Origin of the sequence: Mesorhizobium sp. M1B.F.Ca.ET.045.04.1.1, assembly GCF_003952465.1 — a bacterium.
Classification (GTDB): domain Bacteria; phylum Pseudomonadota; class Alphaproteobacteria; order Rhizobiales; family Rhizobiaceae; genus Mesorhizobium; species Mesorhizobium shonense.
In genome coordinates this window covers 538,544-558,150 of sequence record NZ_CP034448.1, presented here as the reverse complement: position 1 = coordinate 558,150, position 19,607 = coordinate 538,544, and the positions used below count along the sequence as shown (strand labels likewise).

The following is a 19,607-nucleotide window of genomic DNA, read 5'->3' as shown; positions in this document are numbered from 1 at the left end:
TCAATCTGCCTTTTCTTGGCTGCGGGCCTTGAGAGCCACCATCACTTGTGGTCCACATTCCTCCGCAACACGCAAAGCTGCTTGTTCACTTTCGCACCGGGATAAGAGCCCGAAGCCATAAGCAACGACCCCGTCCGTGATGAGCGAAAGCCTCTGACCGTCAGGCAACTGATGCTCAAGGTTCAGCGCCTGGGTGAACGCCTTCGACTGCTCGTCTTCCTCCAGCGAATTCACGCGCCAACGAATGTGGCAGTTGTGCTCTTTCGGCCGGCGCTCCGGTCCGAACCGCGTAAACCAGACGGCGGCGTTGAGGTAGAACTGTGGCTCCCAGGCAGACCTCTGCAGGTTCAGCACGCAGATCGTCTCTGACCACTCCCGGTAGAAATTCGTGGCGCGAACGCCTCGAAATCCATAGCGGCTCGCTGTCTCGGCGAGAGCCTGAGCGATAATATCTCGACCGTCGCTCACTTCACCGCTCCCGACGTGATGCCGCGGATCAACTGCCGCGAGAAGATGACGTAGAGGATCAGCACCGGCAGGATCGCCAGCGAGAGCGCCGCCAGGATCGCGTTCCAGTTGGTGACGAACTGGCCGAGGAAAAGCTGCGCGCCGAGCGTCACCGTCTTGGTCTCTTCCGATGGCGCCAGGATCAGCGGGAACCAGAGATCGTTCCAGATCGGGATCATGGTGAAGACGGCGACGGTCGCCATCGACGGGCGCACCAGCGGCAGCACCAGCCGGAAGAAGATCGTGTATTCCGACAGCCCGTCGATGCGCCCGGCGTTCTTCAGATCGTCGGATACCTGCTTCATGAATTCCGACAGGATGAAGATGGCCAAAGGCAGCCCTTGCGCGGTGTAGACCAGGATCAGCGCCGTCAGCGTGTTGACCAGCCCTGTCGCCACCATCAGCTGCAGGATGGCGACGGTGCCGAGGCGGATCGGGATCATGATGCCGAGCGCCAGGTAAAGTCCCATCATCGTGTTGCCGCGAAAGCGGTATTCCGACAGCGCGAAGGCGGCCATCGCGCCGAACAAAAGCACGAAGAACAGCGAAGCGACGGTGACGACAAGGCTGTTCTGGAAATAGTGGAAAAAATCGCCCTGGCCGAACACGGTGCTGTAGCCGATCAGGTCGAAGGTCTTCGGCGTCGGCGGCGTCAGCGGCGCGCCGAAGATGCCCGCGCGCGACTTGAAGGAATTCATGATCACCAGGATCACCGGGAACAGCGCGATCACCGTGTAGGTCAAAAGGACCGCGTGGGCGCCGATGGTGCGGGGAAGCGAACGGGTAGCGGTGCTCATGGCTCCCCCTCAGAACTGGTAGCGACGCAGGCGCGTCTGGACGAGGAACAGGTAGATGCAGACGCCGGCGAGGATGATCAGGAACATCATGGTCGCGATCGCCGCGCCCATATTGGGGTCGCCGACCTGCAGCTGGAAGCCGAAGAAGGCGCGGTAGAGGAAGGTGCCGAGGATGTCGGTCGAATAGTTCGGTCCGGCCAGCGCCCCTTGCGCGGTGTAGATCAGATCGAAGGCATTGAAATTGCCGACGAAGGTCAGGATCGAGATGATGCCGATCGAAGGCAGGATCAGCGGCAGCTTGATCTTCCAGAACTGCGCCATGCCGGTGATGCCGTCGCATTCGGCGGCCTCGATCACCTCATCGGGGATCGACAGCAGCGCGGCATAGATCAGCATCATCGGGATGCCGACGAACTGCCAGACCGAGACCAGGCTGAGCGCGGTCAGCGCATATTGCTCCTTACCGAGCCACGGCGTGAACAGGCTCTTCAGCCCGACGAAGTCGAGCAGATGCGGCGCAACGCCCCAGATCGGCGACAGGATCAGCTTCCAGGCGAAGCCGACGATGACGAAGGACAGGATGGTCGGCACGAAGATCGCCGTGCGGTAGAAGGCGGCGAATCTGAGCCTCGGGCTGGAGAGAAGTGCTGCCAGCAGGACGCCGATCGGGTTCTGCACCAGCATGTGGATGATGAAGAACCAGACATTGTTCCTCAGCGCGTTCCAGAAGTTCACCGACCAGTTGGGGTCGCCGAACAGCGTGCGGAAATTGCCGAGACCAACGAACACCTGGCTCTGCTCGATGTTGCGGAACAAGGACAGCTGGAGGGTGCCGAACAGCGGCAGGATCATGACCGCCGTGTAGACGAGCACCGCCGGCGCCAGGAAGACGCCGATATGCCAGCGGATCGGTTTCTTGGGTCGTGTTTGTGCGGCCATGAGTTCGGTCCCCGCCGTCTCTCGGTTCCAGGTCGATGAATGCTTAGCTGATGCCTCGATGCACGGCCTGATTGTTCCCCTTCACGGGCGGACAAGGCCAGCGACAGTGCGGCTTCGTCTTCCCCGCAAAGTGAGGGTAAGACCGAGAGGCGGCGCCGACAATCGCTATCTAAGAACTGTCCGAATACCGGCCGGGCAGGCGCCCGGCCGGTTCGATGGCAAAAATTACTTCGCCGGCTTGTACCAGCTGTCGAGGCCGTCCTGCAGCTTCTTGGCCGCGGCTTCCGGCGTGTCGGTGCCGTTGATCACATTGGCCGATTCGACCCAGGTCTCGTTCTCGAGGTTCGGCGTGCCGCGCGACAGGATCTGATAGGTCGAGCGGATCGTCGACTTGCACTTGCCGCGCCAGGAGACGAATTCCTGCGCCAGCGGGTCCTCCATCTTCACCGGCGTGCTGTTCAGGCTGAAGAAGCCCGGCAGCGCGTTGGCGTAGATGGTGGCGAAGTCCGGCGAGGCGACCCATTCCAGGAACTTCTTGGCTTCTTCCGGATGCTTCGACGCCGCATTCAGGCCCATGCCGATATCGGTATGGTCGGAGATGTAGCAGGTGTCGCCGGCCTTCTGCACCGGCGGCGGGAAGGCGCCCATCTTGAACTGCGCCTGCGTGTTGAACAGGCCGATCTCCCACGAGCCAGCCGGGTAGATGGCGGCGCGGCCGAGCGTGAACAGGTTCTGGCTGTCCGGATAGGTCTGAGCCTCGAAGCCGTCGCCGAGATAGGGCTTCCACTTGGCCAGTTCCTTGTAGGGCTCGACCCAGTCGGCATCGGTCAGCTTCTGCTCACCCTTGATCAGGGCTGCGCGGCCGTCCTCGCCCTTCCAGTAGTTCGGGCCGATATTCTGGTAGCCCATGGTCGCGGCTTCCCAGAGGTCCTTGGTGCCCATTGCCATCGGAATGTAGGTGCCGTCCGCCTTGATCTTGTCGAGCACGGCGTAGAACTCTTCGTTGGTGGTCGGCACCTTGAGGCCGAGCTTGTCGAAGGCGTCCTTGTTGTAGATGAAGCCGTGGATGACCGAAGCCATCGGCACGCAGAAGCTCGACTTGCCGTCGTCGGTCTGCCAGGCGGCCTTGGCGACGGGCGAGAAGTTGTCCATGCCGGGCAGCGACGAAAGGTCGGCGAGGTTGCCCTTCTTGAACAGCTCCAGCGACTTGTCGAACGGGCGGCAGGTGATCAGGTCGCCCGCCGAGCCGGCGGTGAGCTTGGCGCCGAGGGCTGCGTCATATTCAGTCGGCGCCGAGGGCGCGAACACCACCTTGATGCCGGGGTTCTTGGCCTCGAAGGCCGGGATCAGCTTGTCCTTCCAGATGGTCAGGTCGTCGCCGCGCCAGCTCTCGATGTTGAGCGTTACGTCTTCGGCGAGAGCCATCCCGGTGCTGCCGAGGATGCTCGTGCCGAGCAGCAGTGCCGTCAGTAGTTTGGTCGTCATGTTCAGTCTCCCTGTTGACCTTTTTCAGGTTCGGTTCTGATGAGAACTGGGGCTAGCGCCGCTTGCTCCCCTCGATCGCGGAAAGCGCCGGCCTGAGCTTCTGGCCAGCTCCTTCCAGTATCTTCTCGGCCGCGTCGGCGTTGGCAGCGCCGGCGGCGAGCAGAATGGCAGTCTTGACGCCGCCGCCGCTCTCTTCGAGCAGCCGCGCCGCGTCGTCCCGGTCGCGCCCGGTGATGGCGGCGACCATGCGTACCGCGCGGTCGCGCAGCTTGATGTTGTCGGCGGTGAGGTTGACCATGTAGCCGTCATGGACATGGCCGAGATGGATGGCGGCGAGCGTCGACAGCATGTTGAGCGCGATCTTCTGCGCGGTTCCCGCGCCCATGCGCGTCGAGCCGGCGATCAGCTCCGGCGGCGTTTCGAGCAGGATGGCGACGTCGGCCCGTTCGAACAGCGGCGCGCCTTTGTTGTTGGCGATCGCGATCGTCGCGGCGCCCCGGCGCCGGGCGTCGCCGATCGCCTGGACGGCATAGGGTGTCGAGCCGCTGGCCGAGATGGCGATCAGGCAGTCGCCCTTGCCGATATCGGCGCTTGCCACGGCCGCCGCGGCTTCCTCGGTGTCGTCTTCCGGTCCGCCGGCAAGCGTGTGGAACGCCTCGTCGCCGCCGGCGATCAGGATGGCGATGCGGTCGCGCGCGATGCCGAATGTGCCTGGAAGCTCCAGAGCGTCGGCAACAGCCATTAGGCCGGAACTGCCGGCCGCCGCGTAGGCGAGCCTGCCGCCGCTCTTCAATTGTCTTGCGATGAGCTCGGCTGCCTCGGCAATGGCCGGAATGGCGCCGTGCACGGCCTTGGCGGCCTCGATCTGCGCGTTGGCGAGGAACGAAAGGATGGCATCCGGGGCCTGAACATCCAGCCCCTCGGCATTTTGATGAAGCGCTTCCGTGCGCGTCTCGGCCATCCGCTTTCCTCCAACTGAAGGGAACAATACCAAAAAAATACCACTTGTCCACATCCATTAATGGATTTCGCCGCTTGGAATTGTATCGCCGGCAAATTTCAGTGATTTTTCAATAAAATGCGCCTTAATCTTTTTTGAACGAAAATTAACGCTTGGCTATTGGTATTTTATTGGTATTATCCTGCCCGAGGAGAAATCGCGTGAAATTCGTGCTTGGCATCGATGGCGGCGGCACCAGCTGCAGGGCGGCCCTTGCGACCGCCGACGGCGCTGTCGTTGGCCGTGCCAAAAGCGGCGCGGCCAACATCCGCACCGATCTTACCGGCGCGCGCGCCAACATCGTCGACGCGGCCAGGCAGGCATTCCTCGCCGCCGGCAAGGATCCGGAGCTGATCCCTGAGACGCCTGCCATTCTGGGTCTCGCCGGCGCCAATGTCGGCACCTACAGGCAGCAGCTGGAAGCAATCCTGCCCTTCAGCAAAAGCCGCGTCGAGACCGATGCCGAGATCGCGCTCGAAGGCGCGGTCGGTTCCGGCGACGGCGCCATGGCCATTCTCGGCACCGGCACCGCCTATATGGCGCGTAAGGCGGGCAAGTCACGCGCCATCGGCGGCTGGGGCTTCCAGGTCGGCGACCAGGGCAGCGGCGCCCGCATTGGCCGTGATCTGCTCGAGCAGACGCTGCTAGCCTATGACGGCATCCGCCCCGGTTCGCCGCTGACGGACGCCATGCTTGCCGTCTTCCGCAACAATCCCGAGGACGTGGTCGAATTCACCACCAACGCCAAGCCTGGCGACTTCGGCGGCTTCGCGCCAAAAGTCTTCGAGCATGCCGAAAAGGGCGACCTCGTCGCCAACTGGATCCTCGACAAGGCGGTTGCCGACGTCGAGGCCTCGCTCGGTGCGCTCGATCTTGCGGACGACGCTCCGCTCTGCCTGCTCGGCGGCTTGGCGGCGCTCTACGCGCCGCGTCTTTCCGCACGCTATCGGGCGCTTCTGAAAGCCCCGCTTGACGATGCGCTTGGCGGCGCGGTGCAGATGGCGGTGCGCATCTTCGCCGGCAAGTCGGGGGCTGACCGATGAGCGCCGCCGACCAGATTTTCGCCATGCTAAAGGAGTCGTCGCAAAGCGGAGCGCCGCTCTACCTGCAGCTCCGGAAAAGCATCGAGGAAGCGGTCAATCGCGGCCTGATCGGCCCGGGCGACGCGCTGCCGTCCGAGCGCGATATCGCCAGCAAGGCCGACATCTCGCGCGTCACCGTGCGCAAGGCGGTGCAGGATCTGGTCAAGGGCGGCATCCTCGTCCAGCGCCATGGCTCCGGCACCTTCGTCGCGCCGCGCATGGAGCGCGTCGAGCAATCGCTGTCGAGGCTCACCTCCTTCACCGAGGACATGGCACGCCGCGGCATGGTTGTGCGCTCGGCCTGGCTCGACCGCGGCCTCTATGCGCCCTCGCCGGACGAGATGATGGTGCTCGGCCTGTCGTCGAGCGAGCTGGTGGCGCGCGTGGCGCGCCTGCGCATCGCCAACGACACGCCGCTGGCGATCGAGCGCGCCGCAATTTCGGCGAGCGTGCTGCCCGACCCCGAGGCGATCGGCTCCTCGCTCTACGCGGCGCTGGAATTGACCGGCAACCGCCCGGTACGGGCGGTGCAGCGCATCTCGGCCGCCAATCTCGGCGATGGTGATGCGCGCCTGCTGGAAGTGCCGCCCGGGGTTGCCGGGCTGCACATCGAACGTATTTCCTATCTGGCGAGCGGCAAGGTGATCGAGTTCACCCGCTCGATATACAGGGGCGACGCCTATGACTTCGTCGCGGAACTCCGGCTGACCGGGCCGGGAGAGGAGATCCGGCCATGAGCGCAACCGCCACCCATATGCGGCGCGAGATCGAGGAGATCCCGCAGGCCACCGCCCGCCTGCTGGATGGCTCGGCCAAGATGCTTGCCGAAGCCGGCCGCGGCCTTCGCGAGCGCGATCCGCATTTCGTCGTCACCGTGGCGCGCGGCTCGTCCGATCATGCCGCCACTTTCATGAAATATGCTGTCGAGCTGACGGCCGGCCTTGCCGTCGCTTCGGTCGGCCCGTCGATCGCCTCCATCTACGGCGCGAAGCTCAGGCTGCGCGGCTCGGCTTGCCTCGCGATCTCGCAGTCGGGCAAGAGCCCCGACATCGTCGCCATGGCCGAAACGGCAAGGACGGGCGGCGCGCTGACCGTCGCCATCACCAACACCGCCGACTCGCCGCTGGCGCGCGCCTCCGACTATGCCATCGACATCCTCGCCGGGCCTGAGCGCAGCGTCGCGGCCACCAAGACCTTCGTCAATTCGGCCGTCGCCGCCTTGGCGCTGATGGCGCACAGCACCGGCGATGAGCCGCTGCTTTCAGCACTTGCCCGCCTGCCCGAACATTTCGAAAAGGCGATCGCTTGCGACTGGATGGCGCTGGCGGCGGCGCTTGAGACCCCGCAGTCGCTGTTCATCCTCGGCCGCGGCCCGTCCTTCGCGATTGCCAGCGAGGCGGCGCTGAAGTTCAAGGAGACCTGCGCCATGCATGCCGAGGCCTACAGCGCGGCGGAAGTCATGCATGGGCCACTGGCGCTGGTCGGGCCGGGCTTTCCGGTCCTGGCGCTCGCCGCCCGCGACGCGTCGGAGCCTTCGGTGGCCGAGGCCGCCGACAGCTTGGCGGCCAAGGGCGCGGCGGCTTTCGTCACCTCCGACAAGGCAAGGAGCGCCAAGCTGCTGCCGCATGTCGCGACCGGCCATCCGCTGACCGATCCGCTGCCGCTGATCGTGTCCTTCTACGGCTTTGTCGAGGCCTTCGCCCGCCATCGCGGCCTCGATCCGGATGCGCCGCGCAACCTGCGCAAGGTGACGGAAACCGTATGAGCGACCGTTTCGCCCTCACCGGTGCCCGCATCTTCGACGGTGCCGACTGGCACGAAGACGCGGCTCTCCTCGTCAAGGACGGTCTTGTCGAGGCCATCCTGCCCCTTGGCGCCGTTCCGTCCGGGGTATCCAAAGTCGAGACCGGCGGCCGCCTGCTGGTCCCCGGCTTTGTCGACATCCAGGTCAATGGCGGCGGCGGCGTCATGCTCAACGACCATCCCGATGTCGCCTCGATCGAGACCATCTGCCGGGCGCATGCGCCCTTCGGCACCACGGCGCTGCTGCCGACGCTGATCACCGACACGCCGGCGATCACCGCCGCAGCGGTCGCCGCCGGCGCCGAGGCAGCGCGGAAGAACGTGCCGGGTTTCCTCGGCCTGCATCTCGAAGGGCCGCATCTGTCCGTCGCGCGCAAGGGCGCGCATGATCCGGCTCTGATCCGGCCGATGACCGACGCCGACCAGGCCGCGCTGGTCGCCGCGCGCCGGGATCTGCCGGTCCTGCTCACCACGATTGCGCCGGAATCGGTCGAGCCGGGCCGCGTCACGGCGCTGGCCAAGGCCGGCACCGTCGTCAGCCTCGGCCATTCCGACACCGACTATGCCACGGCAACGGCCTTCGCCGAGGCCGGTGCCACCGTCGTCACGCATCTCTTCAATGCCATGAGCCAGATCGGCAATCGCGAGCCGGGGCTGGCCGGCGCCGCCATAGACACCGGCAATTTCTACGCCGGCATCATCGCCGACGGCATCCATGTCCATCCCGGCACGATGACGCTCGCGCTCAATGCCAAGAAGGGTCCGGGCAAGATCCTGCTGGTCACCGACGCCATGGCGACGATCGGCACCGACATGACCTCCTTCACGCTGAACGGCCGCACCATCTATCGCAAGGACGGGAGTCTCAGGCTTGCCGACGGCACGCTGGCCGGTGCCGACCTCGACATGATTTCCGCCGTGCGCTTCGTCCATCGTGTGATCGGGCTCGATCTCGACGAGGCGCTCCGCATGGCCTCGCTCTATCCGGCGCAAGCGATCGGCCAGGCGCACCGGCTCGGCCGCTTCGCCAACGGCACCGCCGCCGACATTGTCGGGCTGTCGGAGGATCTGGATGTAAAGAGCGTCTGGATCGGCGGCGAGAAGGTGTTTTCCGCCTGAGCCTATTCCTTCGTCATCCTCGGGCTTGACCCGAGGATCCATGCCGTGAGCTCTGCCGTAGAGCGCAACGGTGCAGAATTCTATAACCGTTGCAATGCCTTAGCGTCACGGAATGGATCCTAGGGTCTGCGCCGCGTCGCTTCGCTCCTTGCTTCGCCCTAGGATGACGACGCAGTATTATTAGCCGGCTTTGGCATATATATCCTTATACGTCTCGCGCAAAACGTTCTTCTGCACCTTGCCCATCGTGTTGCGCGGCAGTTCATCAACGAAGATCACCTGCTTCGGATGCTTGTATTTCGCCAGCCGCCCGGCGATGGCGCCGGCAATGTCGGCGGCGCTGATCGCCGATCCCGGCCTGCGCACCACGACCGCCGTGACGCCTTCGCCGAAATCCGGATGGGCGACGCCGATCACTGCGCTTTCGCCGACGCCTTCAAGCGCGTCGATCTCGCTCTCGATTTCCTTCGGATAGACGTTGTAGCCGCCCGAGATGATCAGGTCCTTGCCGCGACCGACGATGTGGACATAGCCGTCGGCGTCGATCAGCCCGAGATCGCCGGTGATGAAGAACCCGTCGCCGCGGAACTCGGCTTTGGTCTTCTCCGACATCCGCCAGTAGCCGGCAAAGACGTTCGGTCCCTTCACCTCGATCATGCCGATCTCGCCCTGGGCCAGCGGCTTGGCCGTCTCGGGATCGGCGATGCGCAAGGAGACGCCGGGCAGGGGAAAGCCGACTGTGCCGGCGCGCCGCTCGCCGTCATAGGGGTTGGACGTGTTCATGTTGGTTTCGGTCATGCCGTAGCGCTCGAGGATGGCGTGGCCGGTGCGCTCGCGCCAGGCATTGTGCGTCTCGGCAAGCAGCGGCGCCGAGCCGGAGATGAACAGCCGCATGTGGCTCGCCACAGCCTTCGTCAGGCCCTCCTGCTGCAAAAGCCGCACATAGAAGGTCGGCACGCCCATCAGCGCGGTCGCGCGCGGCAGAAGCGAGATGACACGGGCGGGATCGAATTTCTGCTCGAATAACATCTTGGCGCCGGCCATCAGGATGACGTTGGTGGCGACGAACAGGCCGTGCGTGTGGAAGATCGGCAGCGAGTGGATCAGCACGTCGTCGGCGCCGAAGCGCCAGTGCTCGGTGAGCACGCGCGCGTTGGAGGCGAGGTTCTCGTGGCTGAGCATGGCGCCCTTGGATCGGCCGGTCGTGCCCGAGGTATAGAGGATGGCGGCAAGATCGTCCGGACCGCGCGCTACATTCGCAAAATCCTCCGGCTGCACCTTGGCGCGATCCGCGAGCGTGCCCCGCCCATCGCGGCCAAGCGTCGGCGTCGCGGCGCCCACCGACGCGGCAAGCGATTGGATATCGCCTGCCTTTTCCGGATCGCAGACGACCAGCCGCGGTTCCGCGTCGCGGAAGAAATAGTCGAGCTCCGGCAACGTATAGGCGGTGTTGAGCGGCAGGAAGACGGCGCCGGCGCGCAGACAGGCGAGATACAGCAGCAGCGCTTCCGGCGTCTTCTCCACCTGCACGGCGACGCGATCTCCGGGCTGGACGCCCGTTTCGACAAGCGCACGCGCAAATTGCCCGGACCGCGCCAGCATGTCGCCATAGGAGATCGAACGTCCGTTATCGGTCTCCATTAACATTTGGCCAGGCGCCGGCATGCTGGCGCGGAAAGCGTCGAACAGGTGGTTGGTCATGGTCATTCCCTGGCCTCGTTGCCGATGACATTCGATGCATCGGCCTAAAGCATGTCTCCCGAAAGTGGGAACCGGTTTCGGGACAAAGACATGCGTAAAATCAAAAAACTAAAGCGCAGCGAATCTGAAAGATCGCGACGCGCTTTAGCCAGAGCGAATACCAGATTTGCCGGCGATGGGCAGCTACATGGACGGCTGTTTGCGGCCGCGCGAAACCTTGCCCGAGCCGGCCTTCGGACCGTAGCCCTCGTTAAAGCGCGCCATGCACATCTCCGCCGTCAGCCGGTAGTGGCTGAGCAAGGCTTCGACCGCGCCGTCGGCATCGCCGTCCAGCGTGTGCTCGGCGATCGTCCGGTGCTCGCCGAGGTCGTCCCGTTCGGAGCCCGGACCGCGCTGCGAGATCAGCCGGTAGCGGGAGGCCTGGTCGGAAAGCTGGTCGCAAAAGCCGATCAGCCAGTGCGACCGGCATGCCGAGATCAGCGCGCGGTGGAAGGCGCGGTGCAGCTTCTCCCATTCCGGATTGTTGGTTGCCGGTTCGCTTGGCTGGCGCCGCTCGGCGCGCGCCAGCCGGTGCAGGGCGAGCACCAGCTGTTCTTCCCACTCGGCCGTGCGGTGCGCTATGGATTCGCGCAACGCGCGTTCCTCCAGCCAGCAGCGCGTGCGGGTCAGCTCCTCCAGCTCGGCCGCGCTCACCGGCATCAGGAAGAAGCCGCGCTGGTCATGGCGGCCGAGCAGGCCCTCGGCGGCGAGGCGGTTGAGCGCTTCGCGTACCGGCGAGGCGCCGGCGCCATAGCGGGAAACGACCCATTCGACGCGCAGCTTGCCCTCGGCTTCCAAAGCTCCACGCAGCAGGTCCTCGCGGAGCTGATGGTAGACCGAACTGGCCAGCGTGCTCTTGGCACCCTTGCCTTGGCCCGTATCGGCATTTCCGTATGTCAATCGAACTCCCATTGCTTGCCCCTGTTTTGCCAGGGCCCCTCGGCGAAGCAATTTCCCGTACATGTATCATACAGTCGGGCATTGCCGCCTCAAAGCGGAAGATGATGATACTCGACTTTTAGACAAGGGGGCGGTCTATTATCGAGTAAAGTAAAATCCGCCTACGATTTTTATGGCCAACAAGATATATTGAACAACGGTTCAATAGCGCGATTGGAGTGTGCAACCTCCGCTAGAAGAGCTGCGTCGCATACTTTAATTGGCGGCCTTGTCGGCTGCGGAGCGGATTGCCTCTATATTTGCCCGATACGCTTCGACGGTGCCGCCTTTGAAGATGGCCGCCCCCGCCACCAGCACGTCGGCGCCGGCGGCGGTCACCAGCGGCGCTGTTTCCGGCGAGACGCCGCCGTCGATCTCGATGCGGATCGGGCGGTTGCCGATCAGCGCTTTGACGCGTTTCACCTTGTCGACGATGGCCGGGATGAACGCCTGGCCGCCGAAACCGGGATTGACGGTCATGAGCAGGATGAGGTCGAGCCGGTCGAGCACATATTCGATCGCCGTTTCCGGCGTCGCCGGGTTGAGCGAGACGCCGGCCTTCTTGCCGAGGCCCTTGATGGTCTGCAGCGAACGGTCGAGATGCGGGCCGGCCTCGGCATGCACGGTCATGCCGTCGCAGCCGGCCTCGGCGAAGGCAGCCAGATAGGGGTCGGCCGGCGCGATCATCAGATGGCAGTCGAAGAAGGTTTTTGTCCGGTTGCGGATCGCCTTGATCACCGATGGGCCGAAGGTGATGTTGGGCACGAAATGACCGTCCATCACGTCGAGATGGATCCAGTCGGCGCCGGCGGCCGCGACCGCCTCGACCTCGTCGCCGAGCTTCGAGAAATCCGACGCCAGCACCGACGGCGCGATCAGGGTCTTCTTGCTCATGAAAGGCCTCTCCCGGCATCCACGTCGGCGCGCTGGGCCGCGCGCCTTCCATGCGGGTCTGCCTAGACCATCGTCCAGCCAAGGGGAAGCATGTTTTCCGCATCGGTCGGCAGGCGCACAGGAACGCGGCTGGGACGCGGGAAAATAACAACCCGCCGGATTGCTCCGGCGGGTTCGCGATGTGGCCGCAGCTCCGTTACTGAAGGTTGTTGGTCGCCGGGTTCCGTTGCAATCTTGGTCGGTCCCTTGGCACCAGCTGCTGCAGGATGTTCGGATTGAGCAGCAGGTTCGGATCGATCTCCAGGCCTGGCCGCCTGCGGATCGGGAAGCAGTCCGGATACCGTCCGGTCGTCCCGACCGGGCAGCGCCGCCTGACGATCGGCTGGCAAATGCCGTCGATCATCTGCGAGCCCGGAGCGCATTCAGCGTCTTCGAACGTGCCGCACCTGCCTTCTATCACCTCGGTGCCGCGCGGGCATACACAGGCGCCACGCTTGTTGAGGATCTGGCCGCGGATGGAGCACGCTTGCGGCTTCTTGACCGGCGCGCAGACCTTACCCCTCACCTCCATTCCCCTCGGGCAGACGCAATCACCGTCGGCATTGCGCACCTGGCCGCGAATCCGGCACTGGCTGGGCGGCTGCCTGTCGGGCGCGCAGGCCTTGGCGACGCGGTCGAGATGCGTGCCCTTCGGGCAGACGCAGCCATTTGAAGTCGGCACGGCGCCACGGATCGTGCATTTCGGCGGAACGACCTGGCAGACGCCGTTCACCAGCTCGCCACGCCGGCACACGCAATTGCCGTCCTGGTCGCGGTATTGGCCGGGACGCAGCGTGCACTGCGGCTCCTGCGGCTGCTCGCCCCGTACGCATTTGCCGTTTTCCAGCTCGGTGCCGCGCGGACAAACGCAGCGCCCATCCTCGGTCCGGATCTGGCCCTTGAGCAGGACGCAGCGTTGCGGTACTGGCAGCGGCAGAAGCTGGGTGCCGCCGCCGGAGCACTGGCCGTTCCGGAAGCTGGTGCCCTCCGGGCAGGCGCAGCGGCCGGCCGAGTTGAGCACCATGCCGGCCGAGCATTGGGTCTTCGCTTCACGCTTGATGGTGAAGGGGTGGCAGGCATAGGCCTTGCCGCGATCGCCCTGTGCGTTGGTCGGGGCGCGCGACAGCACGTCGCTGCCGCCCTGCACCGGCGTGTTCGGCGAGAGCACGCCGACGCAGTTCTGCCCGCTGACCGCGCCCTGCAGTTTGGCAAGGTCGGGAAGGACCACGCTGACATGGTGCGTGTGGCTTTCACCGGCGCCAAGCGTCAGCTTGGCGATGCAGGATGCCGGCAGCGTCGTCGGTTCCGGCGAGCAGCCGAAGGGCGGATCGATCGAGGCGATCGGAACGCCTTCCAGGCGGCCAACGCCGTCCAGACCGACCGCATCGCCGATGCGGACCGGGCCGGAGAAGGCGTTTGGCCCATCGTTCGCGATAGTGATCTCGAACGAGCAGGGCGCGCCCGGCTGGCACTCGGCATCGCCGGTCTTCTCGACGCGGATGGTCGAGGCGCCGCCGCCCTTGGCGTAGGCCTGGCCGATCGGATAGACGATATCGTCGCCCGGCGCCGGCCCATAGGAGCCGCGCGCGCAGTTCTCGAACGCGCCATTGGCGCTCACCGTCACGTCGAAATGCCGGCTGGTTCCGGGCGTCATGACCGCGCCGGGAATCTGGCACGACAGCGTGTTGGCAGGCACCGGCCCGCAGCTCCAGTCAGCGCCGTCGGGGGTCACGGTCTGGATGGCTGCCGGCATACCGCCCGATATAAGCGTGGCGGCATCATTGACCCGCACCAGACCGGTGGGGGCGGCGGTGCCGGCGTTGCTGACGGTGATCCGGCAGGAAATCGCCGCGGCACCGGCGAGCGAGCCCTCGCATATTTTGGTGATGCGCAGGCCGGGCTGGCCGCCGTTCGGATGGCGGATGCGCTCGGTCGCGCAGGCCTTGTTGTTGGCGAGGTCGGCCTCGCCGGGGATGGCCTTCACCTCGGCGCAATTCTCGACGCTATCCGGCCGGTAGTTTGCCGGCATCACCGCCTTGACGACGATCGGCGTCGAAGCGCCCGGAGGCAGCGAGATGCCGGCATTGTCGCAGCGGAACTGGCCGGGGCCGTTCGGTCCGCAGGTCCATGGCGGGCTCGGCCCGAAGGTCGAGGAGGTCGGCGCGCCGCCGGGATAGGTGTCGATCACCGTCAGCGGCCCGTTATAGGTGTTGGTGCCGTTGTTGATGATGTCGATCACGAAATAGCAGACACCCTCCAGCGTGCAGACCGGGACGCGGGCGCGCTTCTTCAGGATCAGGTCGACCTTCTTCTCGACCGGAGGCTGGCACCGCGGGTCGCGATCGCCACGACGGCAGATCGGGATCGAGGCGCAGCCGCGGTCGTTCTGCTGGCTGCCGAACAGCGGCTTGCCGCTGGCCTGGTAATCATAGGCGGCGCAGTTGCGCAGCACGCCGCCCTGCCAGCCGCCGGCCGGCTTGAAGCCGAGCTTGAGGTTGACGGAGGCGCCGGGGTTGAGCGTGGTCACCGGATGGGTGCAGGTCATCGGCGTCATTGCGGGCGCGCAGACCCAGGGCGGATTCGGTCCTGAAGTGACCACCGAGCCCGCCGGCAGCGTCACCTCGTCGAGCACGATCTTGCCGTTGTAGGGCCCGTCGCCGACATTGGTGACCGTGATGGTGAAATCGCAGCCGCCGGCCATCGTGCAACGCGGCACCTCGGCCCACTTCTCGACCTTGAGGTCGGGCTGCTTTTCAGGCGGGCATCTGAGGTCGCGCGGAATGACGATGTCGATCGTCTGCGTGCAGCAGAGCCCCCAGCCTTCCTTCGGCCCGGCATAGGTGTCGATGCCGGTGACGACGAGATGGATGGCATCGCCGGGCGAGGCGCCGATGATCTTCCAGTTCAGCACGCCGCCGCCCGCAGGCACCTGTTGCGTGTCGGGAACGATGGTGATGCCGGGCGTCGTCGTCGACACCTGCACCCACTTGCCGCCCATCTCCGGGCCGACCGGCATGTGGTAGATGAAGGCGCCGCCGCCGGGCACGCAGTCGACCGTGCCGCGCTCGACCTTGAAGCATTCCTTGCCGGGAGGCGGAGGCGGCGGGTTGCATTTGCTCAGGTCGATCTTGATCGAAGTCTTCACGCCAGTGAGGAAATCGCCGTCGTCGGGCTTGTCCGGATCCTGTGACGGGATCGTGGTTGCCGGACCACCCCTGAGGGCCACTTTCATCTCGCCCTGGTTGTCGACCGTCGCCGGTGCGGGAAAGGCGGCATGGTCTATCTTGGCCGCAATCCGGAAGGTGATCACGCGTTCGTTGGCAGGACCGACGCCGTCGAGGTTGGAGGCGCTGATCCGGAAATTGGAGACGGTCGTCGTATCGTCCGGGCCGGCCGATGTGCTGATCGAAGCGGCGGGCAGCGGTCCGCCGGAAGCGCTCGTGCCGTCGCCGACGACGTCGACGCTGACGATCTGCAGGCCGTGCGGCAGCTGGTCCCTGAAGTCGAGCCTTGTCGCTTTCAAGAGGGCCGCCACGCTTGGCCGGTCGAAGTCCTGCGGGTCGCCGTGGATGCCGAAGCTCAGGACATATTCGACGGTATCGCAGCTTCTCTGGCCGCCTATCTTGGTGAAGAAGGGCACGATTCGCCCGAGTTCCGGATTGATGCCGCGCTGTTCAGGAGCGGATTCCGGATTGGCGGCCGCGGCCGGAGCCTTGTCTTGGGCGAGCGCCGGCAGCGCCGGCGTCATGGCGACCGCGATACCGGCCGCCATCAGCCAGCGCGCGCCGCGCCTGGCGTATGACAGGGGTTTCATGATCGTCTCCATGACGGTTTTGCGCGAAGCGAAGCGGGAAAGGGCGAGATCGTTCATCTGCCCCTCCTCGGCGCTTCGCAGCTGACGGCCGGCGTTCTGAGCGGCAGCGTCATCTTGCAGCAAGGATAGTAACCGCCCTTGTCCCGGTCGGACTTCCGGTAGAAGCAGAGCCCGACATTGACGGTTTCGCCCGGATTATGGCCGGTGATGTCGATCGTGTAGGGCTTGCCCGGCGCGTGCGATATGGGTGAGGTCACCCCGACGCCCGGCGTCTTGGACAGAGCCTTGATCGAATCGCCGCCGAAGCCGGCCGGGTCTTTGAGATAGAGATCGGCCTGAAGCCCGCGAGGCGTGCAGAAATACTGGACGTCCTCGACATCGATGCAGGGCGGCAGGTTGCCGGGCGGCGGGAAATCAGGCGGATAGAAGGGAGGCAGGTAGCCGCCGCCGGGGATGTCCTCATAATAGCCGGCACGGCCTTCGCAAGGGCGCCAGACCCTGACGTCGCCGACATGGCCTTCGACGTCCGGGTCTTCGAAATAGCCGTCGAAGTCGACGAACCATGAGCCGAAGGGCGGCACGTTGGCCGGCTTGACCAGCGCGCTCGGCGTGAGCTGCACGCCATGCACGGCAAGCGGGCCGCCGGCGGCGAGCCGCTCGGCAAGCTCCGGATTGTCGCGCAATTTGTCGCCGGTGTTGACGACAGTGTCGGTGCAAACGCTGGTGTCCAGATTGCCCTCGGCATCGTAGCGGTATTGCAGGTCGACGCCGCCGGCCGACTGGCGGTTGCCCTGCGGGAAGCCGATCGCGTATTCCTGCGGCACTTCCACCCAGACCGATTCGGTCGCCGGATCGTCCGGGTCCTCGCGCTGGTAGCGGATGACCTCGCCTTTGCCGGATGAGGCGAAGCCGCTGTAGTCATAGCGGTTCTCGATCGGGCCGCGCTGGGCGAGATACAGGAAGCCCTTGTTGTCGAAGGCGATATCGGTGACGGCATAGTCCTGGTCGGCCTTGACCGTCAGCTCCCAGCGCGGATCGCCGGCAAAGCTTCCGTCGCTCGCAATGCCGACCGACCAGATCTCCGCCTTCTCGCCGACGGAATAGTAGAGCCGGCCGCCATGATAGGAGATCGCCCAGACGCGGCGCTCGTCCTGGGTATAGCCCCAGGTCTTCGGGTCTTGGCTGTCGAAAGCGGCGGCATGGATGTCCATCACGGCGCCGTCATCGGCGACCGGCGCAAGGCCATGTGCCGGACGTCGGGCGACGCCATGGTCGAAGCTGTCGATCAGATTGCCGTCGGGGTCCATGCGGTGGATCAGGCCGGTATCGAGATCGGAGGCGAAGAACTCTCGGTGGATGGGATCGAAGGCGAGATTGGCGATGCCGGGCCCGCTGTTGGTGTCGATGTCGGCGAATTTCGAGACCGCGCCGGTGATGCCGTCGACCTTCCAGATCGTGCCTGGACCGCCGCCGTTCTCGATGCCGAACTGGCCGTCCATGAAGGTCGCACTGGCGGTGCCGCGGCGCTGCCGCTCGGGGCGGCCGTCATCGTCGGCATCCGGCGTGACGATCTCGATGCCATGCAGCGAGGTCGCCGCCGCATAGAGGTTGGGGATGCCCGACGGCACGCCATCGCGCACGCCGTCGTCATAGGTAAGGCCGAACACCTCGCCGATCTGGCCGGCCGTCACCTCGAAAGGCGGCGGCGTGTAGACGAGCTGGCCGGAGGCCGGGCCGCCGAGACGCGAGACGTCGAAAATCCGCAACGAGGCCTGCGATGTGTCGATGAAGGTTTCGTCGACCGGATCGACGCCGGGCGGTAAACCTTGCTCGAAATCGGGGATGACAGTGCCGGGGAAGCCGGTCACAGCCATCGAGCCGGGATAGATGATCCGGGTTTCCTGGGCCTGTGACGCGCCGCCGAGCCAAAGGCCAGCGGACAACGCCAGGGCAAGAATTCCACCGGTTGTCGTTATTGCACGCCGCAAACCGCCGGCGCGAGAAGTCACGAACGAGCCGCGGTCGCAAGACATTGAACTCCCCCCGAAGCCGTCGGAAGAACCCTCCGTGGTCGCCGCGCAAATCAGGCTAAGGCGCGGCGTTCCGGCTCGTTCGTCCTTGATAGAATTGTCTATTTTCCGCTTGATGACGATACGCCGGCTGCCTGGCAGGGTCAACGGAATCAGCCGAAAGCCCAGCGCATCGACCTCGTCCCGGAGACGGTGGTCGCGTTGAGCTCGTGTTGCTCCCGGAGACCGCGGAGCCTCTGGGTTTCGGGTCATAGAGGGGCCTCCTTTCCGCCCGCACCATGCGGTGCCTGGTCGTCAGTCGCGGGCTGACGCGGAAAGGTTCAAAGCGGGAGATGTTTCGGGGAGGAGCTGTCCTGGCCGCCTGGGAGGATCACCAGATCCACTCGCCCTTGCCGAGCACGGATACCGCCTCGACGATGCGGGTGAAGCTCGATCGCGCCCGGCCGACCGTGTGCCTCGCCCTCAGATAGCCATGCACCAGCCCCGGCTCCTCGAACCACCAGGCTCTCCCGCCGGCCGCGACGACGTGGTCACGATAGGCCTCGCCGTCGGAGGATAGCGGATCGCATTGCGCGGTGATCAGCACTGTGGGCGGCAGGTAGGCGAAATCGGCATCGGCGAGTGGGTAGAGTGTGATATCGCCGGTCTGGTCCACGCCGCCGGTACGGATATGCTTGTAGAACTCGATATCGCGCGCCGTCAGCATCGGCGCCTCGGCATGCGTCACATAGGAGCCCTTCGAACGATCGCCGAAAAGGCCCGCATAGATCAGCACCTGGCCGATCGGCTTTTTCTTGTGGCCGCGCGTGGCATGAGCAACCGCGGCGCAGAGATTGCCGCCGGCGCTGTCGCCGCAAAGCACGACCGGGCAGTCGTAGGTCCTGGCCGCCCATTCGAACGCGTCCATGACGTCATCGAAGGCGGCCGGATGCAGATGCTCCGGCGCCAGCCGGTAGTCGACCGAGGTAACGTCATAGCCGGTGCGGGCGCAAAGCTCGGCGCAGACATCGTCATGGCTGTCCAGCCCGCCAAGGATGAAGCCGCCGCCATGGACATAAAGCACCATGGCGGCTCCGTTCGGTTCCGTGTTGCGGTAGATGCGGATCGGGATGCTGTTGGTCGGCGTGGCTATTGCCGTCGTTTCCGTCGTTACGCCTTGCGGATAGCCGGCGAAGAATTCCCGGCACATCCGGTCGTAGATCGCCCGTTGCTCGGCGATCGTGTAGTCGATCGTGTCAGGCGGACAATAGGAATTGGTCTTGTCGATGAAGGCCCAGGTCTCGGCGTCGATCAATTTTCTGTAGTCGGTCATAGTATTTGGACCGACTTTGGAGGTCGAGCCTGGGCACCCCCCTCTGGCCTGCCGGCCATCTCCCCCGCAAGGGGGGAGATTGGCAGTTTCGTCGACGGCACTTCTCC

Annotated in this window: 15 protein-coding genes; 4 read left to right on the top strand and 11 right to left on the bottom strand. The window is 65.1% G+C overall.

All coding sequences use genetic code 11. The annotated features are described in order from the left end of the window. The 5 genes from EJ071_RS02585 to EJ071_RS02565 all read right to left on the bottom strand — a co-directional run bounded on the left by EJ071_RS02585 (position 1) and on the right by EJ071_RS02565 (position 4,689). Positions 1 to 468, bottom strand: coding sequence for a DUF4304 domain-containing protein (locus EJ071_RS02585; RefSeq protein ID WP_126096689.1), 468 nt, complete (start codon positions 466 to 468; stop codon positions 1 to 3). Continuing rightward, the gene (locus tag EJ071_RS02580) at positions 465 to 1,304 is read right to left on the bottom strand and encodes a carbohydrate ABC transporter permease (protein ID WP_126096688.1); all 840 of its coding nucleotides are present in this window, start codon (positions 1,302 to 1,304) and stop codon (positions 465 to 467) included. The genes EJ071_RS02585 and EJ071_RS02580 overlap by 4 nt, the downstream gene beginning before the upstream one ends. Positions 1,305 to 1,313: 9 nt before the next feature. Further along, positions 1,314 to 2,243, bottom strand: a complete 930-nt coding sequence (locus EJ071_RS02575) for a sugar ABC transporter permease (RefSeq protein WP_126096687.1) — start codon at positions 2,241 to 2,243, stop codon at positions 1,314 to 1,316. 225 nt (positions 2,244 to 2,468) lie between these two features. Next, a complete protein-coding gene (locus EJ071_RS02570; protein ID WP_126096686.1) occupies positions 2,469 to 3,728 on the bottom strand; it encodes an ABC transporter substrate-binding protein in 1,260 nt (419 codons plus the stop codon). A 52-nt stretch (positions 3,729 to 3,780) separates the two neighbouring features. Continuing rightward, entirely contained in the window at positions 3,781 to 4,689 is a 909-nt protein-coding gene (locus EJ071_RS02565) for an N-acetylmuramic acid 6-phosphate etherase (protein ID WP_126096685.1), read from the bottom strand. Positions 4,690 to 4,889: 200 nt separating this feature from the next. Between EJ071_RS02565 and EJ071_RS02560 the strand changes: the two genes are divergently transcribed. The 4 genes from EJ071_RS02560 to nagA are packed head-to-tail and all read left to right on the top strand — an operon-like array spanning position 4,890 to position 8,732. Then, the gene (locus tag EJ071_RS02560) at positions 4,890 to 5,771 is read left to right on the top strand and encodes an N-acetylglucosamine kinase (protein WP_126096684.1); all 882 of its coding nucleotides are present in this window, start codon (positions 4,890 to 4,892) and stop codon (positions 5,769 to 5,771) included. Beyond that, positions 5,768 to 6,547 carry a GntR family transcriptional regulator gene (locus EJ071_RS02555; RefSeq protein ID WP_059187808.1) on the top strand — a complete coding sequence of 260 codons (780 nt, stop codon included), beginning with the start codon at positions 5,768 to 5,770 and terminating at the stop codon, positions 6,545 to 6,547. The genes EJ071_RS02560 and EJ071_RS02555 overlap by 4 nt, the downstream gene beginning before the upstream one ends. Next, positions 6,544 to 7,575 carry an SIS domain-containing protein gene (locus EJ071_RS02550; RefSeq protein WP_126096683.1) on the top strand — a complete coding sequence of 344 codons (1,032 nt, stop codon included), beginning with the start codon at positions 6,544 to 6,546 and terminating at the stop codon, positions 7,573 to 7,575. The genes EJ071_RS02555 and EJ071_RS02550 overlap by 4 nt, the downstream gene beginning before the upstream one ends. Beyond that, positions 7,572 to 8,732 carry an N-acetylglucosamine-6-phosphate deacetylase gene (nagA, locus tag EJ071_RS02545; RefSeq protein ID WP_126096682.1) on the top strand — a complete coding sequence of 387 codons (1,161 nt, stop codon included), beginning with the start codon at positions 7,572 to 7,574 and terminating at the stop codon, positions 8,730 to 8,732. The genes EJ071_RS02550 and nagA overlap by 4 nt, the downstream gene beginning before the upstream one ends. 180 nt (positions 8,733 to 8,912) lie before the next feature. Here nagA and EJ071_RS02540 read toward each other — a convergent pair whose 3' ends face one another. From EJ071_RS02540 to EJ071_RS02515, 6 genes are all read right to left on the bottom strand, one after another. Continuing rightward, positions 8,913 to 10,433, bottom strand: a complete 1,521-nt coding sequence (locus EJ071_RS02540; RefSeq protein WP_126102451.1) for a malonyl-CoA synthase — start codon at positions 10,431 to 10,433, stop codon at positions 8,913 to 8,915. A gap of 183 nt (positions 10,434 to 10,616) precedes the next feature. Beyond that, a complete protein-coding gene (locus EJ071_RS02535; protein WP_245460157.1) occupies positions 10,617 to 11,372 on the bottom strand; it encodes a GntR family transcriptional regulator in 756 nt (251 codons plus the stop codon). Between the two features lie 255 nt (positions 11,373 to 11,627). Beyond that, entirely contained in the window at positions 11,628 to 12,305 is a 678-nt protein-coding gene (gene rpe / locus EJ071_RS02530) for a ribulose-phosphate 3-epimerase (RefSeq protein WP_126096680.1), read from the bottom strand. 196 nt (positions 12,306 to 12,501) lie between these two features. Continuing rightward, positions 12,502 to 16,215 carry a hypothetical protein gene (locus EJ071_RS02525; protein ID WP_126096679.1) on the bottom strand — a complete coding sequence of 1,238 codons (3,714 nt, stop codon included), beginning with the start codon at positions 16,213 to 16,215 and terminating at the stop codon, positions 12,502 to 12,504. Then, positions 16,212 to 18,191, bottom strand: a complete 1,980-nt coding sequence (locus EJ071_RS02520; RefSeq protein ID WP_126096678.1) for a hypothetical protein — start codon at positions 18,189 to 18,191, stop codon at positions 16,212 to 16,214. The genes EJ071_RS02525 and EJ071_RS02520 overlap by 4 nt, the downstream gene beginning before the upstream one ends. A 367-nt stretch (positions 18,192 to 18,558) precedes the next feature. Then, positions 18,559 to 19,500 (bottom strand): alpha/beta hydrolase, encoded by a 942-nt coding sequence (locus tag EJ071_RS02515; RefSeq protein ID WP_126096677.1) that lies wholly within the window; start codon positions 19,498 to 19,500, stop codon positions 18,559 to 18,561. Positions 19,501 to 19,607 lie beyond the last annotated feature (107 nt).